Source organism: Adhaeribacter terrigena, from assembly GCF_016623615.1.
Classification (GTDB): domain Bacteria; phylum Bacteroidota; class Bacteroidia; order Cytophagales; family Hymenobacteraceae; genus Adhaeribacter_A; species Adhaeribacter_A terrigena.
The window spans coordinates 30,564-54,955 of record NZ_JAEHFX010000004.1; the positions used below are offsets into that span (position 1 = coordinate 30,564).

Consider the following 24,392-nt stretch of genomic DNA (forward strand, 5'->3'; position numbering starts at 1 on the left):
CGATGTAAGCTAAAAAAGTCTGCTTCTGAAAAGAAACAGACTTTTTTAGCTTACATGCATAGCGTTTTTCGGCTGGGGTTTTAGTTAGATCTTAATAAATTTGGGGAGTTTTCGTTCGGCCGGCCGGGGGGTACGATAGATGTTGATCAGGCCTCTGGCGTGGTTGGTCACAACCTGAAAGTAGAAAGAAACAATTTAAAGATTAAGAAGACATTGCACTATGAAAAACCAGAAACTGCGTCTGGGGCTTAGCTTATTCTTTCTGGGTATGCTGGGGGTATTATCGCTGCTTACCATGGAAGTAACCTATCCGGAAGAAGTGAAAGCGATCCTGGATAAACGGTTTTCGCCGGTCCAGCTTAAGTTGCTTACGCTGCTAAACCCGGCCATCTATTTGCTGATAGCGGTAGTGGTGGGGGTAAACCTCCATAAAAAAGTAGATTTGCAGGTGCCGGTTCTGGAAGGTTTGTTCACCCGCCGGGAAATTAAATCCATAGGCTCCATTCTGCAATATGGCCTGGCGGGAGGGGTTTTGGCCGGCATCGCCATCACGATCGTCGGGCTGGTTTATGAACCCTGGTTGCCGCGGGAGTTTATAGCGGCCGGAGAAAAAATGGAACCCGGCCTGGCAATGCGGTTCTTGTACGGCGGCATTACCGAAGAGATCCTGATGCGCTTCGGCCTGATGACCCTAATGGTTTGGCTACTCTGGAAGCTAACTAAAAAACTGACGCCTTCGGTTTACTGGACCGGCATAACGATAGCGGCGCTGCTTTTTGGCCTGGGCCATTTTCCGGTCGTGTACCAGGTCGTAGCTTCGCCCGATGCTATTTTGTTGAGCTATATTTTGATAGGGAATACGGCCGGCGGTTTGGTTTTTGGGTGGCTTTACTGGAAGAAAGGCCTGGAAAGCGCCATGGTAGCCCATATCTTTGCACACGTGGTTATGGTGCTGGCCGGTTTGCTGGAAAAGCAGTTTTTAAGCTGAAAAGGATAGCGTTTTGCAGCTTTTATTTAAGTTGAATATTGTTACATTTGGACCGAAACATCCGTTTAGCCGGCTGTTGGTGGCGGGATAAGCCGAATATTCGGTATATACAGTAGTTATGCTTAATTGCGAATGATGAAAGAAATTCCAGAAATAAAATTAGTAACAGTTCCAGAAACCGAAGAAGCAAAAAAAGCTGTAGGATATAAATGGAATGATGAAGCTGGGACACGGCACAAGCTTGGAGGAATACCCGATAGATTATGCTTAGAAGAATACCCAAATTGTAAAGATTGTGGTCAAAGAATGACTTTCTATGCCCAAATCGATTCAATTGGTGACGATTATGATTTAGCAGATACTTGCGCTATTCATGTTTTCGTTTGTTTTGACTGTTTTACAACAGAAAGTCAATTGAACCAAATCTGATGAAAACAATTACTATCAAGCATGTTCAAATTTTTGAAAAGTATCTTGGAGACGATGATGGGTTTGCCCGTAGCGGAACAGGAAAAGAAAAGGAATATTTTCAAAAAGGAGAATGGGCATTAATCGGAAACATCATACAAGATTTAGAGCTGATAGAAAATGGTCTTGCATCTAAAAAATATGAAGAAGAGATAAATAGAAACCTGCAGGAAGAACTTGAATCAGATGCTATTGAAGCACTAAAAAGAAAAACAAAAAAGCATAACCAAAGCTAAAAACCATTAAAACGTTTTTTAGCCCAGCCGTTAAACCCCATAAAAAAGTCTGCCTCGTTCCCGAAGCAGACTTTTTTAGCTTAAAAGCATAGCGTTTTCCTTTACAGAATCAGCATGGTATCGCCGTAGCTGAAGAAGTTGTACTTTTCTTTAATGGCTTCTTTGTACGCTTTCATTACCAGGTCGTATCCGCCAAAAGCCGCTGTCATCATCAGTAAGGTAGATTCCGGCATATGGAAGTTGGTAAGCAGGCTGTTGGCAATCTTGAAATCGTAAGGCGGGAAAATGAATTTATCGGTCCAGCCTTCGTTTGGTTTCAAACGGTTGTTAGCCGATACCGACGATTCCATGGCGCGCATAGAAGTGGTGCCGATGGCGCAAACGCGTTTCTTATTATCGAGCGCGTTGTTTACCATGTTAGCGGTTTCTTCCTTAATAAAGAACTGCTCCGAGTCCATTTTGTGCTTGGTCAGGTCTTCTACATCTACCGGGCGGAAAGTACCTAAACCAACGTGCAGGGTAATAGGCGTTACGTCTACCCCTTTAATTTCAAGGCGTTTCAGTACTTCTTTGGTAAAGTGCAGGCCGGCGGTTGGGGCGGCTACCGCCCCGGTATGCTGGGCATAAACAGTCTGGTAACGTTCTTTGTCTTCCGGTTCGGCTTCGCGCTTAATGTATTTTGGCAGCGGGGTTTCGCCCAGGTCGTGAATGGTCTTGTAAAACTCCTCGTCGGTGCCATCGAATAAGAATTTAATGGTACGGCCGCGCGAAGTGGTGTTGTCAATTACTTCGGCTACCAGGTCAGAATCGCCGAAATAAAGTTTGTTGCCTACGCGGATCTTCCGGGCCGGATCTACCAGCACATCCCACAGGTGAATGTCTTTGTTCAGTTCGCGGAGCAGGAAAACTTCAATTTTAGCGCCGGTCTTTTCTTTGTTGCCGTACATACGGGCCGGAAAAACCTTGGTATCGTTCACCACCATTACGTCGCCATCGTCGAAGTAATTCAGAATGTCGCGGAAGATCTTGTGCTCTATTTCGCCGGTTGCGCGGTTCAGTACCATCATGCGGGCTTCGTCGCGTTGTTTTGCCGGGTGCGTGGCCATCAGTTCTTCCGGGAGGTCGAATTTAAACTCTGAAAGTTTCATTTAATATTACGGTATTAAAAGGTTAATTAGAGATTACGAAACAGAAATCAGGAATTTGAAAAAGGCCTGCAAAAATACAGCTTAGAAAATACGCTTACTGCCCATATAAAAGACAATAGAGCCGCATTAATTTCTAATTCATATTTTCTAATTTTTATTTTCGCAATCAGCCTGCAAAAGTAAGCATTTTTGCCCGGATTATGCTTACTTTTAGGCGATTTAGTTGCAAAGCCTTTTAATACCCATGATCTACCTGCGTTTAGTTCTGGAAAGTTTCCGGTTTGCCGTAGAAGCGCTGCGCGCGAACGTTTTGCGTACTTTATTGTCTTTGCTGGGTGTTACCATTGGTATCTTTTCCATTATCTCGGTTTTCACCATTGTAGATTCGCTGGAACGCAACGTGCGCACCAGTATGAGCTTTATTGGCGAAGATGTGATCTACGTAGAAAAATGGCCCTGGATCTTCGAAGGCAATTACCCGTGGTGGCGTTATTTTAAGCGGCCTGCACCAAATCTGCGTGAATTCCGGGCGCTGGAAAAGCGGCTTACGCACCAGCAGGGCGTGTCTATCTTCTGGAATAAAGGAGGTGCAACCCTTAAAAACCGGTCTAATAGCATTTCTGATATAAATATACAGGGCGTTTCGTTCGGTTTTAATAAGGTAAGCGATGTGCCGGTAGAAACCGGGCGGTATTTTACGCCGCAGGAAATTGAAGGCGGCCGCAACGTAGCTTTAATTGGTGCTGATATAGCCAGTGATCTTTTCCCTGGCCAAAACCCCGTTGGCCGTGATCTGAAGCTGAAAGGTCTGCGGTTCCGGGTGGTGGGTATTATGGAGCGGCAGGGTGAGAATATGTTCGGGGCCAGCAACGATAAAAATGCCCTGATCCCTTACACTGCTTTTATGCGCATCTATCCTGCCGGGCCTAATGGTTTGGAGCCCAGTATTGCAGTAAAAGGACTGGAAACAGATATTGGCCTGCTGGATCTGGAATACGAAATACGGGGCGTAATGCGCAGCCTGCGGAGCTTAAAACCCCGCGATGAAGATAATTTTGCTTTGAACCGGCCCGAATTACTGGCTGATATGGTGACCGGCCTGTTTGATGTGGTTGGGCTTGCGGGTTGGGTGATTGGCGGATTTTCTATTCTGGTAGGGGGCTTTGGCATTGCCAATATCATGTTCGTTTCGGTAAAAGAACGTACCAATATTATAGGTATTCAAAAATCGCTGGGCGCTAAAAATTTCTTTATCCTTTTTCAGTTTCTCTTCGAAGCCATTTTCTTGAGTCTGATCGGCGGGGGCGTGGGTATTCTGCTGGTGTTCCTGATCACGCTGGTGCCGCAGGATGCGCTGGAAATTGTGCTCAGCCTGAACAACATTGTGCTGGGTTTAAGCGTGTCGGTGGTTATTGGTTTGCTTTCGGGTATAATTCCGGCGGTGCTGGCTTCCAACCTTGATCCGGTAATTGCCATTCGTTCCAAATAGTACTCCCATACTTTTTCAGCCCGAAACCATAGCGTTTTTTGCTGTTGAACACCAAATTGATTTCTGAAAGCGCGCAGGCTTTGCGTGTTTATTTCCTTTAGGTTAATTCCATTTTTTATTCCCCGGTAGTGCAGGTTTAGATGCTGCGCTACCGGGGAATTTTGATCTATGAGGCACCTCTGGTAATTCGTGTTTAAAGGAGTAAGACGGTCACGATTCTTGAAGGTTGTAGCCATTACTTTTTAGGATCGTCACTTTTACAGGTTGAAACCATAGCGTCTTCCCTGCCTGCTGTCCTGTTTTCTTTTATACACTTTTACAGCCTGAAAGCATACCGTTTTCTTCCTGCCTGCTCTTTCCGGGTTTCCTTTCCTGAACCGTTAGGGTAGCCTGCTGCTTGGCTTTTTCATCTTTACCAGGCTTGATTACCGCTAGGTTAATAAATTGTGATTTTAGATGATTGCAGTAGGGCGTAGTTTTACCTATTTCGGGAAGTTTAAATATAGAATTTTGTGGATATAGTCTTGACAATATGGTTGATAAGTGCAATTAAACGTGCAAAAGCCGGTTGATTTAAGAATATAACGAAAACCTACATCTTTATGTAATGCGCTTTTGTTGCTTTTCACTTTTAAACTGCGGAAATTAGTATCGGATTTAAGGAAAAGGCCCTTTTTAATTCATTCTGCCTCTTAGATCCGGGAAGTTAAATAGTAGCGAACTTATTACTTAATAAAGTATTTGTGGCTTTAAAAGCGACATGAAAGACTATGCGTCGTGTAAAACAATTACAGTTCAGACGTTTGATGTGCTCCACGGTTCCCTGTTTTATAATTGTGATTATTTTAAAGCAGGTGTATGAATGTTAATATGAAAATAACAGGAAATTAACCCAGGTTTAGCAAATCTTTTTTATTATGCCCGATGAAACGCCTTTAATTACTCATCTGCTTACTGCCAGTAAGCCCACAGTTCTGATTCTTCTGCCGCAGCCCTGTTTTAAAACCTGCGCACTGTGAAAAAAAAGTAGCATACGCTTAAAAAAAACACCAAATCTATAAATAAAGCATCTTAACCCTTAACCTTAAATATATGAGAAATTTTATACCCAACTTTAGTCAGTTCAGATTGCTGGCTTTGGTAATTAGCTTAATCTGCAGTACCGTGGTTGCTGCCTGGGCCCAAGCTTCTATAAGCGGTTTTTCGCCTAATAGCGGCCCGGTTGGAACAGTGGTAACGATTAATGGAAGCAACTTTGTAAATGTTACCGCGGTTAGGTTCAACTCTACTCCGGCTACATCTTTTAACGTGGTTTCTCCAACGCAAATTACTGCCACTGTAGCAACCGGTACAACCATTGGCAAGATCTTCGTAGTCTCGAATGGCGCAACGGTAAGCAGCACCAGCGATTTTACGCCTTATGTAACCTGGACCGGAAGCGTGAGCAGCGATTGGGACAACGGTGGTAACTGGGCCGATGGCGCTACGCCGGGAGCTACTACCAACGTGGTAATTAACCCAGGAACTCCGCATGCACCTCAAATTAACGATGCGGCCATCTGTAATAACTTAACAGTAAGCACCGGTGCTTCTCTTTCTTTGGTAACTGGCGCCGACTTTACAGTAAAAGGCGTATTTTCTAACTTAGGTTCTTACAGCCAAAGCGCAGGTAAAATTACCTTTGCTGCCGATGGCGGTACCCAGCAGATCCCGGCCCTTACGTATTACGATCTGGCAATCAATGGTTCAGGTCTTAAGCAGATTCAGGGCAACATTACGGTGGCTGGCAATCTGACTTTAGCTGGTAATAATAACCTCACAACTGCCCAGCCTTCCAATATCTTAACTTTGAACGGCTCCATTTCAGGCGAGACTGCTACCCGCAACTTTATTGGCAGATTAGAGAAAACCCGCCTGGTAGATCAGAATACTTCTTTTGATGTGTTTGGTAATATCGGGGTTCATTTTGATAATGCCGGCAACGGAAACTGGGGCAACGTAGTAGTAACCCGCGTTACCGGTGCGGCCATTACCAACCCGAATAACCCTACCTACCACAGCATTAACCGCTACTGGGATATTGTACCGCAAAACCCGAACACCAACACCCTTGTTTCGCTTACCTTAACCTGGTTAACATCCGAAAATAACGGCTTGGATTTCGTGAACAACAAGGCGCAGGCCTGGCGCAGCGAAGACAACGGCGGCTCCTGGACCCCGGTAGATGTTCCGCAGACCATTACTCCTACTACAGGCAACGGCGAACGCTCTATTACAGTAGCTACCAATACCTTCTCTAAATGGGGCGTTTCCGACCAGAATAATCCGCTGCCGGTAAGCTGGTTGTATGTAAATGCAAAAGCTACTGCCAATGGCAACGTACTTAACTGGGCAACTGCTTCAGAAAAAAACAGCGATAACTTTGTAGTAGAACGTTCGGTTAATGGTAAAAACTTCGAGGCGATTGGCAGTGTAAAGGCCGCCGGCAACAGCAGCCAGATCCTGACTTACAGCTTTACCGATGCTACGCCAGCCGCTGAAAGAACCTACTACCGCTTAAAGCAAACCGATGCCGATGGCGCTTTCGCTTATTCTACCATTGTAGTAGTGGAGCGGTCTGGCAAAGGCCGCACTGTTGAAGCAGCCGTTTATCCGAACCCGTTTGCCGGCAACCTGAACCTAAAATTACAGCCTGCCGATGGCGTAAAAGAAGTAAAACTGATCTCGCTGGATGGCAAAGAAGTTTACCGCAAAGCAATTGTTGCTGAAACCAATGTAACGCTGAACGATCTGCCAGTGCTGAAACCAGGCATGTATCTGCTGCAACTGCATGGCGCTAACGGCATTACTACTTTAAAAGTAGCCCGCCAGTAATAAACGCTATGGTTTTTAACCTGAAAAGTCCGGGCCGGTAAGGTCCGGACTTTTTTACGTTTACTGGGTTTTATTTCAGTTATTTTGTAAGTTGGGTTTCCGGGTGCGGAATTATGTTTGGCGGAATAAAACAAACCGTGTATCTTGCAGGGTTTTGTGCTCGCGAAAATATAGTTTCCCGGGTATTTTGTAAACCATTAACTTTTTTGCGCAAAAGGCTACCGTTTCTGCAACCCTTACTGCACTTTAGCCGAATAGCGCATTCTGTATCGATTTTTATTATGACTAAACTTAGAAAGACCAGCAAAACCAAGCTGCAGGAAGAAGCTACCAACGTAGGCAGCGGCAAAACCATTATTCAACCAAACGTAAACGATAATAAAGCTACTTCTGTAACCGATCTGACCGGCTCAAAGCCAGTTGCCACCGAAGAGGATATCCGCATCCGGCAGGCATTTGTAGATAAAGACTGGAACGAGATCAAGATCGCCGACTCCTGGCAGATCTTTAAGGTAATGGCCGAGTTTGTAGAAGGTTTCGAGAAGCTTTCCAAAATCGGTCCCTGCGTTTCTATTTTCGGCTCGGCACGTACCAAAGCCGATAACCCGTATTACCAGATGGCCGAAGAAATTGCCTCTAAACTGGTGCGCCACGGCTACGGCGTAATTACGGGCGGCGGTCCGGGTATTATGGAAGCCGGTAATAAAGGCGCGCGCGCAGAAGGTGGTAAATCGGTAGGACTGAACATTGAGTTGCCGTTCGAACAATTCAATAATATCTACATCGATTCTGACAAGCTCATCAATTTCGATTATTTCTTTGTGCGCAAAGTAATGTTTGTGAAATACGCGCAGGGTTTTGTGGTAATGCCGGGTGGTTTCGGAACCTTAGATGAATTATTCGAAGCCATTACCCTGATCCAGACCAAGAAGATCGGCCGTTTCCCGATCATTTTAGTGGGTCGCCGCTACTGGCAGGGCCTTTTCGACTGGATCCATGATATTATGCTTACCGAAGAAAGCAATATCAGCCCGGAAGACCTGAACCTGGTAAGCATTGTAGATACGCCAACCGAAGCCGTAAAAGTGATCGACGATTTCTACAGCAAGTACCTGTTGTCGCCAAACTTCTAATTGAGGTATCTGGTATCAGGTATCAGGATTTCTCCGGAAACGGTATAGAAAAAGCCTCCAAAAGTGTTTGGAGGCTTTTTGTTTTGTGCTGCAAGTTGGAGTTGCATTGGAAAAACGGTAGGGAAAAGGCCTTTAAAACTCTTGATGCAGCCTGAAAGAAAGAATTTAGCTTTTACCGGCCGGCAAAGCGCCGTTGTTCTGCAGCGTTTCAAGGATCAGTTCAAAAGCAGTAGGATCTAAAGGTTTGGGAACAAAATTAAGTACCAGCGGATATTGCGAAGAACGCGCAATTTCGCGGCCATCTACAGCCGAACTCAGAATTACCACGTGGCATTTGCCTTTCAGGCTTGCTTCGTAGGCCGAAAGCTTGTCTAAAAAATCCCAGCCCGACATAATGGGCATGTTCAGATCCAGGAAGATCAGGTAGTGGCCATCGGAGCTTTCCTGTAAGGTTTGCAGGATCTCGGCAAAGGCTTTTATCGGGTCGAGGTAGCTTTTTACACAGTTCAGGTAGCCGTGGCGCTCCAGAATCGATTCGGTCAGAAACACGCTTATCTCATCGTCGTCCACTATAAAAATTCTTTTAAGCATGCCCTATAAACTAAAAGTAAGAAAGAATGTAGTGCCTTTGCCAGGCTCGCTTTGTACGGAAATACGGCCTCCCATGGCTTCGGCCTGCGTTTTTACCAGGTATAAGCCAATGCCCCGGCCCTCGGTGCCCGGGTGAAAGCGTTTGTAAAGTTGAAAAAGCTGGTTATTTACCTGTTCCAGATCCATACCCATACCATTATCGGTAAACAAAATAGTTATTTTTTGGGATTCTGTTTGTCCGCTGATCGTTATTTTTAAATCGGTTTCCTGATTACGGTACTTAATGGCGTTGGTTATCAGGTTATTAAATATGCTGTAGAAATAAGCAATGCTGCCGGTTAACGTAAGGTCCGGCGGCAGCTGATTCTCCAGGGTGGCATGCACGGCCTCGAGTTGCTCCTGCAGGCCGGCGGTTACTGCCTGCACAATGCTGTGAATATTTACTGGTTCCTGCAGGGCATTGGCGGCGTTTTTAAGCGGCGAAAGTATTTTGTTCAGGTCCGAAATAACCATATCCAGGTGATTGGCCGCGGCCGCAATTTTGGTTAAAGCCTTTTCGAATTTGTCGGAATCGCGGTTTTTTTCGGAGTTTATCAAGTAGCTAAGGCCCAGAATATTGGCTACGGGCGCGCGCAGGTTATGCGAAACAATGTAGGTGAACTGCTGCAGATCTTCGTTGCGGCGCAGCAGGTTTTCGGTGAGCTGCAGCATCTCGGTTTCTTTCTGTTTCAGTTCGGTAATATCGTTTTCTATGGCCACATATTTTACCAGCTGGCCGGCTTCGTTAAAAACCGGCGTTACGTCTATATGGAACCAGATTATTTCGCCGTTCTTTTTATAATTCAGCACTTCCTGCGAAAAAGGCTGCTGCGAAGCATATAACTGGTAAATGCGCGCGGATGTTTCGGGGTTGGTTCCGGGGCCCTGAAGTAGTTTGCTGGGCACCTGGCCAATGGCTTCCTGGCGCGAGTAACCGGTAAGCCGGCTGAAACCATCGTTTACCCATTCCACTTTTCCTTCGGCATTCATAATTACTACGCCGTTGGTGGTGCGGCTGGCTACCAGCGAGAGGTCTAATAGTTCCTGCTCTTTCTTTTTCTGCAAGGTTACATCGTCGAAATAAACGGTTAGGCCGCCTGAAAACGGGTATATTGCAAAACGGATATGTTGTTGCCTTTCGGGAAAGTATTCGTTAAAATGGACGGTTTTACCGGTTTGGGCCGCTTGTTGGCAGACCTCAAAAAAGGGGCTGTTATGCAGTTCCGGTGCTACCTGCCAGAGTTCCTGCTCTTTAAAAAACTTTATCTGCAGCCCGAAAAAAAGAATAAAGAACGGGTTGGCGTATTTGATCCGCCATTGCTTATCGATCACAAAAAAACCTTCGGTAATGCTGCTGAACACACTGCTGAGCAATTCAGCCTGTTCTTTTATGGTTATCTGGGCCTGCATTATTTGGGTAATATCTTTTGCAATGCCGTGTATGCCCGTTACTTTGCCGTTTAAAATTACCGGTATGGCGGTAATGCTGAGATAAACCGTTCTTCCCTCAAAATTCAGGGCTTCCAGTTCCATGGTGCCGGAGTAGCCGAGTAAGGCTTGGGAAAATAATTGTTTTGCAGCTTTTATGCTTTGGGACGTTAAAAAATCCGCGTACGGCCGGCCGACCAGTTGCGGAATGGGTAAGCCTAAGACCGGTTCCATGCCCTGATTTGCCGCTTCAATAATGCCTTCCGGGTTTAAATGAAAAAATGCATCCGGATGGTTAAGGAACAGCGAACTGTAATAAGCTTCCCGCATTTCCAGCTGCTGCTCGGCTTCTACTTTATCCGTAATATCGCGGGCGTTGCTTACAATGCCTTTCACGTTCGGGTCGGCGGTCATATCTTTAACCACACAATCTACCCAGCGCCAGCTGCCGTTTTTATGCCGGAACCGGAAAGGCGGAAGATGGATGGTGGGCCGGGATCGTATCTGCTCTATTGCGTTCAGGGCAATTGGCACGTCATCGGGATGCATAAAGGAAAGGGTGCTTTTACCAATGAATTCTTCCGGTGTAATGCCCAGAATGGTGGTGGAAGAATTGCTTACATATTTGTAAACACCAGTCGGCGAAAGAATAGAAATCAGATCGGAACTGTTAAAAACCAGCGAAGCATAAAAGTCGGGATGCGCAATGATCGGGCTGTTCATAGAAGCTGGCGTTAGGGTTATTGGAAAAAAATGGCTGCAGAGTTAAACTGCTTTTGGGGTGCCGGAGTTTTGAACCGGGCGCCGGAAAACCTTAAAAAAATGCTGCCGACTAACCTACTGGGTTTGGCAAAACGGTAGGGTTTTAAAGTTGAAAAGTAAATCCGAAGAAAAAATCCCTGAGCAGTTTTAGTTTCGGAAACCATACCGTTTTTCAGGATGCCAGCAGCCCCAGTTCCTTTTGCAGTTTTTTGGTGAGCTTGCTTTTAACCAGTTCGTAAGACTGCTCCAAATATTGGGTCCATTCGGTTTCGGAAATCTGGCTGGCATCTTCTACCAAAACCCAGTGGTTGCGGGCCATATAAGGCGCGGGAACAATGCCGGGCCGGGTACTTAATTCGCCGAACTGCTCGGGCGTAACTTTAAACGAAACCGTAAATGGCCCTTCAATTCCGGTTACGGCAAACATTTTAGCCCCCACAGAAAAGCAGAGATCATGGCCCCATTTTATATCTTCGGTAACGGCGGGCAGGCTTAAACAAAAAGAGCGTAATTTTTCGATATTCATTTTCGGTTGCTTTTACATAAACGGCTTTCAATTTACAGATTTTAAGAACATGATATGCTGGTATGCTTGAAAATGCTGCCATTTTTCCCGGAAAAATCCGTACATTCGTTGGTTTATTTTTGCAGTGTGTTGGTTTTATATATGAAGCGAATTTTACTTTTTACCCTGTTTTCCATAGTGTTTTCTTTAGCAGGTTTCGCGCAAACCGCCGAAGAGCTTTTCCGACGCGGCAACCAGAAATTTCAGCAACGCGATTTTGCCGGCGCTTTAAAAGACTATACTACCAGCATTTCGCTTAAACCAGACCAGGCGCAAACCTTTTACAACCGCGCCCACGCCCACGAAGGCCTGAAAAATTATGCGGCCGCCATGGAAGATTACGGCCAGGCCATTATGCTGAACCCGAAATACGCCGAAGCCTACCTGGAGCGCGGCCTGCTTTATTTCAACCGCCAGCATTACAAAGCCGCCATTGCGGATTACGAAATTGCCCTTGCCCTGAAACCGAATTACGCTAAGGCGTACAACAACCGCGGCCTGGCCCGGTACCATTTAAAAGAGTACCGCGCCGCCTTAGCCGATTACAACAAAGCGCTGGAATTGCAACCGAATTTCGCCGATGCTTTGTATAACCGCGGCGCTGCGAAATACAATTTACAAGACCGCACCGGTGCGTGTACTGACTGGGAAAGTGCCCGGAAACTTGGCAATGCCGAAGCCGGAAAAATGAAGGCGCAATACTGCCGGAAGCAGTAATTTTACCTTCAAAGACCTACTTTTATGAGCTATCTTTTCCTGATACTAACGGTCATTTTTTCCATTATTTGTCAGGGGCAAACCCTTAAAGTAGATTGTGCTAATGCTTCGACACAGGCCGAGATGCATATGTGTGCCGCCAAAGCATTTCAGAAAGCGGATCAGGAATTGAATTTGGTTTATAAAGAAGTAATTTCCCGCCTGGAAAAGTCTGCTAAAACTTCGTTCGTTACAGCGCAAAAAAGCTGGCTTCTTGTACGCGATAACCATTGCGCAGTTTATGGTCACCTGTATGAGGGTGGTTCTATGGTGCCCCTGGTAATTAATACATGTAAAACCGAGCTAACCCAAAACCGGGTAAGTGAACTGAAAACGCTTTTACGAACTCTAAAAAGCCAGTAATTAATGCTGCAGTTTCCTTTTCATCATCAATATCTTGAATTTGAGATAGGCATACACCCAGCCAAAAATGAGGATCGCGGCGGCTAAAAGCAAGCTCAGCATGCCCTGGAAAAAGTAAACCAACCCGCCCACAATACAACCCGAAAAGAAGAACGCAATGATCGTAAGCCGCAGTTTGATGGAAGACGTGAGCGCTTTTTGCTGTTCGGCGTTGCGGTTAAAAAGCAGCTTCGAAAGTTCTATTCCCAGATCAGTAAACAAACCGGTTAAGTGCGTGGTGCGGACTACCGCATTGCTTAGACTGGTAACCAGCGCATTCTGCAATCCCATGGCGTAAAGCAAACTGCAGGCAATTAAATGCGCATTTCCCTTCACCGCTTCCGGACCTAAAAACGCTATTGAAATCAGGATGAAAACTTCGATGGAAATGGGTAGTGCGGCTCCCAGTTTGAAATCGTGGCGGGAAGTGATTTCGATAAAAAAGTGCGAACTGAAAGCGCCGGACAAAAACGCTAAGATGTACAATAGAAAAACCGAGGCCTGCGCAAAATGATTTTGCGCCACTTCATCGGCGAAATAAGCGAAGTGGCCGGTAACGTTGGTGGTTAAGGTTTGCAGCGCAAAAATGCCCGTTACGTTCACAATGCCCGCCACCAGACTCAGCAGCGAAGCCAGTTGTAAATTGTGCGCCAACGTCCGTCCTTTTCCTACGTGCCTGAACATCTTAATTTCGCTAGTTTTCTGCGCTGTTTCCGGCGGTAAAGTAATGAAACAACTACCGGCAGCGCAAGTTTACCGGGCAGTTAAAATAAGCGTTCCCAACTTTAAAACGCTATGGAATCTTGTAAAAAAAGTCTGATCCCTGAAGTCTTATTTATGCCTTTTCCGCTTTTGCCAGAATATGCTTTACAATCTGTTCGGCGTGCACCCGCGAATTTTCGATAAACCAGATATGCGTGTCTAACCCGCCGCAGATTACGCCCGCCAGAAACACGTTCGGTAAATTCGTTTCCTGCGTTTCTGTATTGTAAACGGGGTGCTTTCGGCCGTCTTCCGAAAGTTGAATGCCGATCTTTTCCAAGAAACTAAAATCGGGCTGGTAACCGGTCATGGCCATTACGTAGTCGTTCTGGATCGTAACTTTTCCGGCCGGCGTTTGAATATCCACTTCCTTTTCCCGGATCCCGGTAATGTGGCTGTTGAAATAAGCCCTGATGCAGCCTTCTTTGATGCGGTTTTCGAGGTCGGGTTTGGTCCAGTATTTTATGCGTCCCAGTTCACTTTCACGGATCACCATGGTTACTTCCGCGCCTTTCCGCCAGGTTTCCAACGCCACATCCGCCGAAGAATTATTCGCACCCACCACCAGTACTTTTTGCCGGAAATAATAATGCGGATCGAAGTAATAATGCCGCACTTTAGGAAGCTCTTCGCCGGGCACGTTCAGCAGATTCGGCACATCGTAAAACCCGATGGCAATAATAACATGTTTCGCGAAATACGTTGCTTTGCTGGTTTCTACGCGATAGACTTTTTCGGCCGTTTCCCCTACCGTTTTCACTTCCTCGAACAAAGCCAGGTTCAGGTTTTGCGAATCGGCTACGCGGCGGTAATATTCCAGCGCTTCGGCGCGGCCGGGCTTGGCGGTAATAGACGTAAACGGAATGCCGCCAATTTCCAGCCGGTCGGCGGTTGAGAAAAAGGTCATGTTCAGCGGGTAGTTGTAAAGCGAATTCACCAGGCAGCCTTTATCTACGATCAGGTAAGATAAGCCCGCTTTTTTCGCTTCCAGCCCGCAAGCCAAGCCAATCGGCCCGGCCCCGATAATGAGTATGTCGAGAATTTCTTTCAATGCTTTTTAGTTTTTAGCCCGGAAAGGATAGCGTTTTCGGTGCTTTTATTTAACGGTATATTCTGGCGCAAGTGTTTAGCGTAAGCGTCACTTGCGCCAGATTCCCAATATCTGCAAAAATTTACGCCGCAATCTTTATCAAATCCTTATTTTCTTTTCTATCAAAAAAACCTATCCTTATTACCTGAAAAAGTAAAAACCTTTGTCTGAAGCAGCCAAAGGTTTTTATGGGTGAGAGCATGTTTTAGAGCGTGGTTGTTAATTCTTAAACTACAAAGCCTTCGCCGTCGTGGTCGTAATCTACTTTCGGGTAAACCTGTTGCAGTTCTTCGAGTTTTTTCTTGCCGTAAGCAAACCTCGTGATCACGATAAACAATACCGGTACCACAAAAATGGCCAGGAATGTAGCGGCGAGCATTCCGCCCACTACCGTCCAGCCGATGGTTTGGCGGGCAATAGCGCCGGCGCCACTCGAGAGAGCCAGCGGAAACACGCCCAGAATAAAGGCCAGCGAAGTCATGATGATCGGACGCAGACGAAGTTTTACCGCTTCAATGGTCGCCTCGACCAGTTCCATGCCGTGGTCAACACGTTCTTTGGCAAATTCCACGATCAGGATGGCGTTTTTCGCGGCTAAACCGATCAGCGTAATTAAACCAATTTGCGCGTACACGTTATTCGAAAGTTTTGGCAGGAATGTAAGCGCCAGAATAGCTCCGAAAGCACCCAGCGGCACCGCCAACAACACCGAGAACGGCACCGACCAGCTTTCATAAAGCGCGGCCAGCAACAAAAACACCATTAAGATCGACAAAGCGAAGATCACAATAGTTGTGTTGCCGGAGGAAAGTTCTTCGCGGCTCAGACCGGAGAATTCGTAACCGTAACCAGCCGGCAGGGTGGCGGCAGCTACTTCTTCGAGGGCTGCAATGGCCTGGCCGGAACTGTAGCCCGGTGCGGCGTTGCCGTTAATTTCAGTGCTCCGGAATAAGTTGTAATGCGAAATTACCGGCGCGCTTTCAATTACTTTGTGCGTTACCAGCGCGCTGAGCGGTACTTGTTCGCCTTGGCGGTTATTCACGTAGAATTGCTTCAGGTCCGAAATATCGTTGCGGTACATGGTGTCGGCTTGCGCTACTACCCGGAAATTCCGGCCGTAAATGGTGAAGTCGTTGATGTACTGCGAGCCCATATAGGCGCTCATGGTAGAGAAAACGTCCGATAGATTCACGCCGAGTTTCTTTACTTTTTCGCGGTCTACTTCTACCTGGTAACCCGGCGTACTGGCAGTAAAGAAGCTGAAAGCGCCCGAAATTTCCGGTCGTTTGCGCACTTCGCCCAGGAAGTTCTGTACCGTGCGTTCGAAGCCTTTAATATCGTCGGTGCTTTCGCGCTGCTGCAGCATGAAACTGAAACCGCCCGTTTGGCCCAGACCCGGAATAGCCGGCGGCGGCACAATTACCACGTTTGCATCTTTTATGGTAGAGAATTTCTGGCGGAGCGTACCAATTATGGCTTCCAATTGCTGGTCTTTGTCTTTGCGTTCGCCCCACGGCTTCAGCGAAACGAAGAAGGTACCGCTGTTCGATTTAATGGAGAAGTTGATCACGTTCAGACCCGCAATGGCCGAGTAATTTCCTACGCCTTTGGTTTCGCTCAGCATGCCCGACATTTCTTCCAGGATCTCGCGGGTACGGCTGCTTGAAGCGGCTTGCGGCAATTCAAAGGAAATAAACAAGCGGCCTTCGTCTTCCGTTGGGATGAACGCGGTTGGTTTGCTGGCAAATAACCCGAACGTTCCTGCGTAAATACAGGCCAGCAAAATGAGTACCAACGGCGCTTTTTTAATGCTTTGCCGCACGCCCACCGAATAATTCTGGGTAACGCGCGCAAACCAGCCGTTGAATTTAAAGAACCATTTGTTCAGGCCTTTGGAACTGGCATCGAGCTTCATGGGCTTGAGCATCAGGGCACAAAGGGCCGGCGTTAAAGTCAAAGCTATAAAAGCCGAAAGCAGTACCGAAATGGCAATGGTAATGGCAAACTGCTGGTACAAACGCCCCACAATTCCCGGAATGAAACCTACCGGAATGAACACTGCGGCCAGAATCAGGGCAATGGCAATAACCGGCGCGGTAATGTCTTTCATGGCTTTGCGCGTAGCTTCTTTGGCCGAAAGCCCTTCGTGGTCGATGTAATGCTGCACGGCTTCCACCACCACGATCGCATCATCCACTACAATACCAATGGCGAGCACGAAACCAAATAACGTCAGCGTGTTGATGGTGAATTCCAGCGGGATAAAGAAGATGAACGTACCGATAATGGAAACCGGAATGGCCAGAATGGGAATAAGGGTGGCGCGCCAGTTCTGCAGGAAAAGGTACACCACAATAATCACCAAAAGCAGTGCTTCCACGAAAGTTTTAATTACTTCCTTAATGGAAACCTCCACCACCGAAACCGACTCGAAGGAAACCTTGTAATCCATATCGGAAGGGAAGGTTTTCTTGATCTGTTCCAGCGCCGCATAAACGCCTTCAGCCGTTTCCAAAGCGTTGCTGCCCGGGGCCTGGTAAATGAGCAGGAAAGTAGCCGGTTTACCGTTCACGAACGACTGGCGGGTGTAGCTGAACTTGCCTAATTCCAGGCGGGCAATGTCTTTTAAATAAACAATGGAGCCGTCTTCGGGCTGCGTGCGCACAATAATATTTTCAAATTCTTCCTGACTCGTAAGCTTTCCGTTTACGGTTATCGGGTATTCGAAGGCCTGGGAATTGTACTGCGGCGCGCCGCCCACCGAACCGGCTGCCACCTGCACGTTCTGCTCGCGCAAGGCAACAGAAACGTCGGCCGGCGTAATGCCCAGCTGCGACATTTTATCCGGTTTCATCCAGATCCGCATACTGAATTCCTCGCCCACGGTATTGATATCACCCACGCCCGGTACCCTTAATAAAGCGTCGCGGATGTAAATGTTGGTGTAGTTATCCAGGAATTTAATGTCGTGGGTGCCTTCCGGCGAAAAGAACGTTACTACCATCATGATCGACGGGTTTCGTTTCCGCACGGTTAAACCCAAACGGCGCACTTCTTCCGGCAATCGTGGTTCGGCAATGCTTACGCGGTTCTGCACGTCTAAAGTAGCAATGTCGATATCGGTTCCAACTTCAAAGTTCACGTTCATGGACATCTGCCCGGTGCTCGTGGAGTTGGAGGAAAGGTAGGTCATGCCGGGCGTACCGTTCACCTGCGTTTCCACGGGCGTAGTTACGGTTTGCTCCACGGTCTGCGCATCGGCACCGGTATAATTCCCGTTGATCGAAACTACCGGCGGCGTAATGTCGGGGTATTGGCTGACCGGCAAATTCAGGATGGCCAGCACGCCGCAGATCACCAGCACCAGCGAGATTACAATGGAAGTAACCGGCCGTCTTATAAATACATCTGATATCATTTGTTTCTTCGCTTCTTAGTGTTTGTCATTCCGAACGAAGTTGAGGAATCTTATAAGGCCAATTTCTGATGCTGGCTTGATAAGTTCCCTCGGCTAGCGCTCGGGATGACGCATTGCTTTATTATTTCATTTATTCAGTTAGGCACTTTTTTGGCCTGAAACCATAGCGTTTTTGTGGTGCCTTTTCACTCCATAAGATGTCATTTCGAACGGAGTGAGAAATCTCCTGAGGAAGGTAGATCAGCCAGAATAAAAACTACTACCAACTTGATGAGATCTCTCCTGACGTCGAGATGACGCGATAATGTGAAATGGAGCGCCTATTTCAGTAGTGCAGGGTTTAAACCCTGCGCTACTGAAAATCTACTTCCCTTGAGGCGGGCCTTGTGGCTGCGGTTGCTCTAAAGTGATTTTGGAATTCGGCCGAAGTTTCTGCGTGCCTTCCACTACTATTTTATCGCCGGCTTTCAAGCCTTCTCTTACTACAATACTACCCTGCAACTTAGAGCCTAAACTGATCTTTTGCTGCAATACCGAATCGCCCTGAATTTTGTAGGCGTAGAATTCGCCCATTTGTTGGGTAACGGCTTTTTCGGGAATAACCAGTTGCTCGCCAATGTCGGCGTTGCGCACACGTAAAACCACGCTCATGCCGGCAATCAACGCCCTTTCCGGGTTCGGGAAACTTACCCGCACAGTAATGGTTCCGGTCTGGCGGTTCACGGCGCGGTCTATGGCCTGAATCTTTCCGGGAAATTTATAAACCGAATTATCGGAGAACTGAATGGTGAAAGTAGAATCTGTAGCGGCCTGCTGGTTTTGCAAACGGGTAAAGCGCGGAATCTCCTTTTCGTTGATCACAATGTCTACCGAGATCGGGTCTTCGGCGGAAATGGTGTTCAAAAGCGTAGTTCCCGGCGAAACCTGCGCCCCGACTTTTACCTGCGAAATCCCTATCGTTCCGTTCATAGGTGCGGTAATTAAGGAATAACTTAGCTCGTTGGCTGCGCTGGAAACCCCGGCCTGGGCTGAGGCTACCTGCGCTTTTGCGGACTGGAGATCGGCTAACGCATAATCAACCCGTTGCTTTGCAATAGCGTCTTGTTTGGCCAGGTTTTCGTAGCGTTCCGCATCTTTCCGTATCTTTTCTAAATTCGCCTGGGCGCTTCTTAAACTGGCCTGCGCCTGGTTGTAATTGGCCTGGTAACGGGTGCGGTCTATTTCGTAAAGCTTCTGGCCTTTGGTTACTTTCTGGCCGTCCTGCACAAATATCTGGGTAATGTAACCGGAAACCTGCGCGCGCAATTCTACTTCCTGCAGCGGCACCACGGTTCCGGGATAGGTATCGGTGCCGACCACTTTTTCCTGGGTTACGGTGTAGGCGTTTACCGGAACGGGCGCATTCATGGGGTTCTGGCCTTGCTGGGCGTCTTTTTTGCCGCAACCGGCCAGCAACGCGGTGGTTAAAATGGCGGCCGCTAAAGCGTTGTAATTTGTCTTCATTTGTCAGGTTATTTCTGTTCGTAGGCAGCTACGTTTATGGTTCCGGTAACGCGTTCCACTTCCAGTTTGCTGGTAAGCACCCGGTACAGCGCGTTGTAATAATTCAGCTGGGTGGCCCGGATCTCGGCTTCGGCCAGGATCAGGTCGAGGTAAGGTTTTATGCCTTCGTCGTATTGCAGCTTAATGATGCGGTACACTTCTTCGGCGGTGGCCACATTGCGTTCCACGGTTTTTAGTTCGTAGAGGTCGCTGCGGTAGGTAGCCATGGCCGCTTCGTATTCGGTGTTTATCCGGTTTTTAATGTTTACAATGTCCAGGTCGAGGCGTTTGTCTATTAGCCGGGCCCGTTTTAGCTCCTGCAGCCGGCGGGTGCCCGTAAACAGCGGCACCGACATGCTTAAACCGATGGGTGAATTGGGGTAAGACTGGTTATAAAGCTGCTGAAAATCGTTGTTCTGGTAAACAATATTGTAACTGAAAAACGCAGAAAAACTCGGCACGAAACTCCATTTATAATAATCTACCGATAACTGCTGGATCTGCTTCTGGGTTTGCAATTGCCTGAACTCGATGCGGTTGTCGTAGTTTACCGGCTGCAGCGTATCTACCAGCATGTACTGCAATTTTTTGTCCCGATCGAAGGTGAGCTGGAAATCCTTATCTGCGGGGTAACCGATCAGTTCTTTCAGGAACGTGTATTTCGGTTTTATGGCTTCTAAGGTACGTTTGCGGGTGCTGCGCACATTGGTAAGCGAAATATCGGCGCGCTGGTAATCGGTTTTATCTACCAGGCCTTGTTCATATTGCGCCCGTGCGTCTTTCAATTGCTTTTCCTGCCGGATAATGTCCTGATCCAGGATTTTTAGCTGTTCTTCCGATAAAAGTACGTCGTAATAAGCCCGGCTCACCTCCACAATGGTATTGATCTTCTCGTTGTAAGTATTCTGTTCGCTTTGCCGGCGCAGGTAGCGACTACCGCGGGAAGCAAAGAAGACATCGTTATTGAAAATTACCTGGTCGACCACCAGCGAAAGGTTGGAACTGTTTACCGTACCGATCTGCCGCGGCACCAGCACGCCGGCTTCATTCGGGAAAATGGTAACCGGCATTTTGAGGTAATGTTGCACGTTACCGGCCACGCCCACCTGGGGAAGCCAGGCGGCCAGTTCGGCCTTTATTTCGCGGTCGGTTATTTGTTCGTCTATGCGCGCCTGTTGCATGACCGGCCGGTTTTGGAGCGCCAGTTCCAGGCATTGTTCCAGGGTAAGCGCGCCGGTTGCCGCCGGTTGGTTTCCCTGCGCGACCAGTTCCGGCGAGGCAAAAACACCGGAAAGCACCAGGAAAAGCATTCGTTTCAAAAATTTCATATTCAGCAATTCGGTATTAAAAAAAAGTGAGGGAAAAGGAAGGCCTGAGTTTGCCGGAAAAATGGCTATGGTAATACTCTTAAAAACCCTGATTGTTGCGGATGCCGTCCCAGACATATTGCGCTACTTGCTGGAGTTCCGTTTCGGTTATTTCCACTTTGCCGGTGAGGTGTATTTTGGCGGAAGTTACCACGCTGCTGTTTACCAGAATGCTCATGAGTTTGCCGTTCATTTGCTTCAGAAAGCCTTTTTCCATGCCTTCATTCAGAAAAGTGGCTATAATATTCTGGCAGCGGTCATTCCCTTTTTCGGGGCAGCGTTCGTAGTAAGGCGAATTCACGAACTGCTCGAAGAAATAAAGCACATCGGTGTGGCGCAGGAAATAATGGAAATGTTTTTTCCAGAGGTTGAAAAAGCGGGTCTGGTAATCCAAAGTCTGGTCGTCGTCGCGGAGCATTTCTTCAGCCATTTTTCCGCGCAGGTAACTGTACAAAGCAATGATGAGGGCATCTTTGCTTTCGAAATAATGGTAAATGGTGCCCGCCGCCACGCCTGCTTTTTTAGCCACCAGGCTCATGGGCGTGCCGTGGAAACCGTTTTCGCGCACCAGCTCCAGGGTGCTGGCAAAAATGGCCTTTTTCTTCTCCGCAATAATTTCTTCCTGACTCATATATTCACCAATTGAACGTTCATTCGGTAGGCAAAGGTAAGGGAGTTTTTGTGAATGTTCTGAATAAGGCTGTTATTTTTAATGAAATTGTTTTTGGTTGCCGGGTAAATGTGCTCGGAAACGGTAGGGTTTTGCGCTGAAAAAGTGCCCGTCAGCAGCCCGTTAGCTAAAGCAGACGGCAATGAAAATTTGGGTTGTAATTTAAGTCAGGCTGACTTTTATATCGCAAAACCATAGCGTTTCCGGAAAATTTGTAGCTTCGCTTTCTTTTATGCGTCCCTTAAACAGCTCCGCCAAATATTTCCTGGTTCAGAAATTGCGCCTTTCCAACAAGGAAGCCACCGCCCTTATTTTAGCCAAACGGTTATTGGTAAATGGCCAGCCCGCGCAACTAAACCAGCCTTTAAACCCGGAAGATGAAGTTACCTTGGACGGCAAAATCTTGAAGGAAGCGCACCAATTTCATTACCTGGCCTACTACAAACCGCGGGGCATCGAAACCACTCTCAACCCGGAAATCCCCGATAATTTAGCCCAAGCGCTGAATTTCCCAGAACGCGTCTATCCCATCGGCCGACTTGACAAAGAATCGGAAGGTTTGCTGCTGCTCACCAACGACGGCTCCATTTTCGACAAGATCCTGCACAGCGAACAAAAACAGGAAAAGGAATATATGGTGCGGGTAGATAAACCGTTGACGGAAGAAGCCATAGAAACGTTGGCTTCCGGCGTGGAAATTATGGGAAAGAAAACCCGTCCGGCGCAGGTAAAGCAACTCGATGAATTTACATTTAATATTATTCTTACGCAGGGTTTAAACCGGCAGATCAGGCGAATGTGCTATAAGTTAGGATTTGAGGTTTTGGCGTTGAAGCGGGTGCGGATTGTGAATGTGGAATTGGAAAATTTGCAGATTGGAGAATGGCGGGAGTTGGGAAAGGGAGAAGTTGAGGAGTTGAAAAAATTGACTACTTAAAAACTAGGTTACCGCAACAACTTGGTGATTCATCTGTTTTAACCTTCTAACCCAGAAGCTATAACTATGAAAAACCTAACTAAAACCGATCAGGATTTTAAAGCCGGAAAAGGCAGCATAAAAGCAATAGCCATCGGTGCATTTTCAGCGGGAGCATTTGCGGCTGGTGCCATGGCGGTTGGGGCTTTAGCCGTTGGCGCCTTGGCAATTGGCAGTATGGTTATTGCCCGCATGGGAATTAACCAGGCGCGCATCCAGAAACTGCAAATTGATGAATTGACGGTAAAACGGCTGGTGATTGAGGAGGAGTTGGTGAGACCGGAAGCGTAACACTTTTCTCAGATATTGCTATCTTAGAGCTTTGTCTGATTTATGAGCTTCAAATTTCAACTGTTTACTTTAGCCTTCATGCTATTTTGTAGCTTAACGGCTTTAGGTCAAAAACTCAAATTTTCTTATCATTTAAATGATAAGGGAGAGGCATTAAATATAACTGACTGCCTAAATCAAAAACACTTTTATCCACAGCAGCTCTTTGCACACTTCTCAAATCATGGCAAACCTTTTTTAGAGCCTCTTAAACTGAACAATGATATTTATGCTCAGAACAATATCCAAAAAGTTATTAAGGAGTTTTCTAATGAAGTTTCAAGAGCGCAAGTTATTACTGAAGTTTATGGTGTAGATGGATTTATAAGAAAGATTTATATCCAGAACTTATCAGGTGAAGACAAAAGAATAGATTCTGTTTCATTTGTATACACGCAAAATCACAGTGTTGTATTAAGAATAGGTACTCGAAAAGAATTTCCTACTTCCAACAAGCTTCCAGATACTATTGCCTATTATTTAAACCCAAAGCACCAAATTACTAAAGTAGTTTTTAATCATCCCTGCTATTTATCCTTTTTAACTCAAAAAAAAAATCAACTAAACTTTAATTGTCGCTTTGAGGCGCTGGAATTTAAATTTGATGACAAGGACAGAATCATAGAATTTGTCAAAAGTTATCCGGATGGTTACTTAGATTCAGGTGGCGGGAAGATGGCAATTAAAATAAACAAGGAACCTAGAATTCGGTATGAATATATAGACTATCCAAGAAGAACAGAAGTTAACAGTTTTTTTTCTAGCCCGGGAAAAGGGTTTCGGATTGCTGAAATCTTTAAAGATGTTTATAACCGACCAGACTCAATCCGCTATTCAAGTCATTACGATAAAAATTATTCATATAAAAACACTGAGAAGATTTTTTATACAGATCAGACCAGTATGATTTTAAAACGAAAAATTTCTAATAGCTTCAAAGCTGTTGGTGGTTATGATCAGGACTCTTTACCAACTACCTATTATCCTGAATATTCAGAATTAATTTATAACAACAATGGGCTTTTAAGTCACGCTTTTACAGTAAGAGATTACAGAGATCCTTTGGTTTTAAAAGCCGTATTCTATAAAGACTTTGACATGGAATTTGCAGGTAAGAATAAAATGAAAGAAGTCAATAAAGCAAGGAAAGCTGTCAAGCAGTTAAAAAAATCATTAGAAATGGCCAAGAAAAATAATGAGCTGGAGAAATATTATAAACGCTTTCCTGTTTTAACGATCACCTATATTCAAAGGGAAGATTAATTTTTCTTCCAAAAAACGCTACCCTTTCCCCATAAAAAACTCCTCCCTCCCCACAACCCAAACCCCGCCAAAACAGTTATCAGAAGTTATGCAAA

22 protein-coding genes are annotated in these 24,392 nt (G+C 46.5%); 11 read left to right on the plus strand and 11 right to left on the minus strand.

Annotated elements, in window-relative coordinates; translation table 11 throughout:
• Positions 1-220 precede the first annotated feature (220 nt).
• The 3 genes from I5M27_RS09270 to I5M27_RS09280 all read left to right on the plus strand — a co-directional run bounded on the left by I5M27_RS09270 (position 221) and on the right by I5M27_RS09280 (position 1,692).
• A complete protein-coding gene (locus I5M27_RS09270; protein WP_200505932.1) occupies positions 221-988 on the plus strand; it encodes a CPBP family intramembrane glutamic endopeptidase in 768 nt (255 codons plus the stop codon).
• Between the two features lie 132 nt (positions 989-1,120).
• The gene (locus I5M27_RS09275; protein WP_200505933.1) at positions 1,121-1,417 is read left to right on the plus strand and encodes a hypothetical protein; all 297 of its coding nucleotides are present in this window, start codon (positions 1,121-1,123) and stop codon (positions 1,415-1,417) included.
• Entirely contained in the window at positions 1,417-1,692 is a 276-nt protein-coding gene (locus I5M27_RS09280; RefSeq protein ID WP_200505934.1) for a hypothetical protein, read from the plus strand. The genes I5M27_RS09275 and I5M27_RS09280 overlap by 1 nt, the downstream gene beginning before the upstream one ends.
• Positions 1,693-1,793: 101 nt before the next feature.
• Here I5M27_RS09280 and queA read toward each other — a convergent pair whose 3' ends face one another.
• On the minus strand, positions 1,794-2,840 hold the full coding sequence (queA, locus tag I5M27_RS09285; protein WP_200505935.1) for a tRNA preQ1(34) S-adenosylmethionine ribosyltransferase-isomerase QueA: 1,047 nt from the start codon (positions 2,838-2,840) through the stop codon (positions 1,794-1,796).
• Between the two features lie 244 nt (positions 2,841-3,084).
• Between queA and I5M27_RS09290 the strand changes: the two genes are divergently transcribed.
• Entirely contained in the window at positions 3,085-4,329 is a 1,245-nt protein-coding gene (locus tag I5M27_RS09290) for an ABC transporter permease (protein WP_200505936.1), read from the plus strand.
• A gap of 306 nt (positions 4,330-4,635) precedes the next feature.
• On the opposite strand, the gene I5M27_RS09295 is transcribed toward I5M27_RS09290, so the two are convergent.
• Positions 4,636-4,860 carry a hypothetical protein gene (locus I5M27_RS09295; RefSeq protein ID WP_200505937.1) on the minus strand — a complete coding sequence of 75 codons (225 nt, stop codon included), beginning with the start codon at positions 4,858-4,860 and terminating at the stop codon, positions 4,636-4,638.
• Positions 4,861-5,421: 561 nt separating this feature from the next.
• Here I5M27_RS09295 and I5M27_RS09300 point away from each other — a divergent pair.
• Entirely contained in the window at positions 5,422-7,203 is a 1,782-nt protein-coding gene (locus tag I5M27_RS09300) for a T9SS type A sorting domain-containing protein (protein WP_200505938.1), read from the plus strand.
• Positions 7,204-7,484: 281 nt separating this feature from the next.
• The gene (locus I5M27_RS09305) at positions 7,485-8,336 is read left to right on the plus strand and encodes an LOG family protein (protein WP_200505939.1); all 852 of its coding nucleotides are present in this window, start codon (positions 7,485-7,487) and stop codon (positions 8,334-8,336) included.
• Between the two features lie 165 nt (positions 8,337-8,501).
• Here I5M27_RS09305 and I5M27_RS09310 read toward each other — a convergent pair whose 3' ends face one another.
• From I5M27_RS09310 to I5M27_RS09320, 3 genes are all read right to left on the minus strand, one after another.
• The gene (locus I5M27_RS09310; RefSeq protein ID WP_200505940.1) at positions 8,502-8,927 is read right to left on the minus strand and encodes a response regulator; all 426 of its coding nucleotides are present in this window, start codon (positions 8,925-8,927) and stop codon (positions 8,502-8,504) included.
• Between the two features lie 3 nt (positions 8,928-8,930).
• Positions 8,931-11,117 (minus strand): PAS domain-containing sensor histidine kinase, encoded by a 2,187-nt coding sequence (locus I5M27_RS09315; protein ID WP_200505941.1) that lies wholly within the window; start codon positions 11,115-11,117, stop codon positions 8,931-8,933.
• Between the two features lie 211 nt (positions 11,118-11,328).
• Positions 11,329-11,682, minus strand: a complete 354-nt coding sequence (locus I5M27_RS09320) for an MmcQ/YjbR family DNA-binding protein (protein WP_200505942.1) — start codon at positions 11,680-11,682, stop codon at positions 11,329-11,331.
• Positions 11,683-11,823: 141 nt separating this feature from the next.
• Here I5M27_RS09320 and I5M27_RS09325 point away from each other — a divergent pair, with 141 nt between their 5' ends.
• On the plus strand, positions 11,824-12,438 hold the full coding sequence (locus I5M27_RS09325; RefSeq protein ID WP_200505943.1) for a tetratricopeptide repeat protein: 615 nt from the start codon (positions 11,824-11,826) through the stop codon (positions 12,436-12,438).
• A gap of 24 nt (positions 12,439-12,462) precedes the next feature.
• A complete protein-coding gene (locus I5M27_RS09330; RefSeq protein WP_200505944.1) occupies positions 12,463-12,840 on the plus strand; it encodes a lysozyme inhibitor LprI family protein in 378 nt (125 codons plus the stop codon).
• On the opposite strand, the gene I5M27_RS09335 is transcribed toward I5M27_RS09330, so the two are convergent.
• The 6 genes from I5M27_RS09335 to I5M27_RS09360 form a co-directional block, all read right to left on the minus strand.
• A complete protein-coding gene (locus tag I5M27_RS09335; RefSeq protein ID WP_200505945.1) occupies positions 12,841-13,563 on the minus strand; it encodes a YoaK family protein in 723 nt (240 codons plus the stop codon).
• Positions 13,564-13,714: 151 nt separating this feature from the next.
• Positions 13,715-14,692 (minus strand): YpdA family putative bacillithiol disulfide reductase, encoded by a 978-nt coding sequence (locus tag I5M27_RS09340; RefSeq protein WP_200505946.1) that lies wholly within the window; start codon positions 14,690-14,692, stop codon positions 13,715-13,717.
• 265 nt (positions 14,693-14,957) lie between these two features.
• Complete coding sequence (locus tag I5M27_RS09345; protein WP_200505947.1) at positions 14,958-18,149, minus strand: efflux RND transporter permease subunit; 3,192 nt, start codon at positions 18,147-18,149, stop codon at positions 14,958-14,960.
• Between the two features lie 363 nt (positions 18,150-18,512).
• Entirely contained in the window at positions 18,513-19,652 is a 1,140-nt protein-coding gene (locus tag I5M27_RS09350; protein ID WP_200505948.1) for an efflux RND transporter periplasmic adaptor subunit, read from the minus strand.
• A gap of 8 nt (positions 19,653-19,660) precedes the next feature.
• Entirely contained in the window at positions 19,661-21,019 is a 1,359-nt protein-coding gene (locus I5M27_RS09355) for a TolC family protein (RefSeq protein WP_200505949.1), read from the minus strand.
• Between the two features lie 79 nt (positions 21,020-21,098).
• A complete protein-coding gene (locus I5M27_RS09360) occupies positions 21,099-21,689 on the minus strand; it encodes a TetR/AcrR family transcriptional regulator (protein WP_200505950.1) in 591 nt (196 codons plus the stop codon).
• 271 nt (positions 21,690-21,960) lie between these two features.
• Between I5M27_RS09360 and I5M27_RS09365 the strand changes: the two genes are divergently transcribed.
• The 3 genes from I5M27_RS09365 (at position 21,961) to I5M27_RS09375 (ending at position 24,297) form a co-directional block, all read left to right on the plus strand.
• A complete protein-coding gene (locus tag I5M27_RS09365) occupies positions 21,961-22,665 on the plus strand; it encodes a pseudouridine synthase (RefSeq protein WP_200505951.1) in 705 nt (234 codons plus the stop codon).
• Between the two features lie 66 nt (positions 22,666-22,731).
• Positions 22,732-22,995 carry a hypothetical protein gene (locus I5M27_RS09370; protein ID WP_200505952.1) on the plus strand — a complete coding sequence of 88 codons (264 nt, stop codon included), beginning with the start codon at positions 22,732-22,734 and terminating at the stop codon, positions 22,993-22,995.
• 42 nt (positions 22,996-23,037) lie between these two features.
• The gene (locus I5M27_RS09375) at positions 23,038-24,297 is read left to right on the plus strand and encodes a hypothetical protein (protein ID WP_200505953.1); all 1,260 of its coding nucleotides are present in this window, start codon (positions 23,038-23,040) and stop codon (positions 24,295-24,297) included.
• The last annotated feature ends 95 nt before the right edge of the window (positions 24,298-24,392 follow it).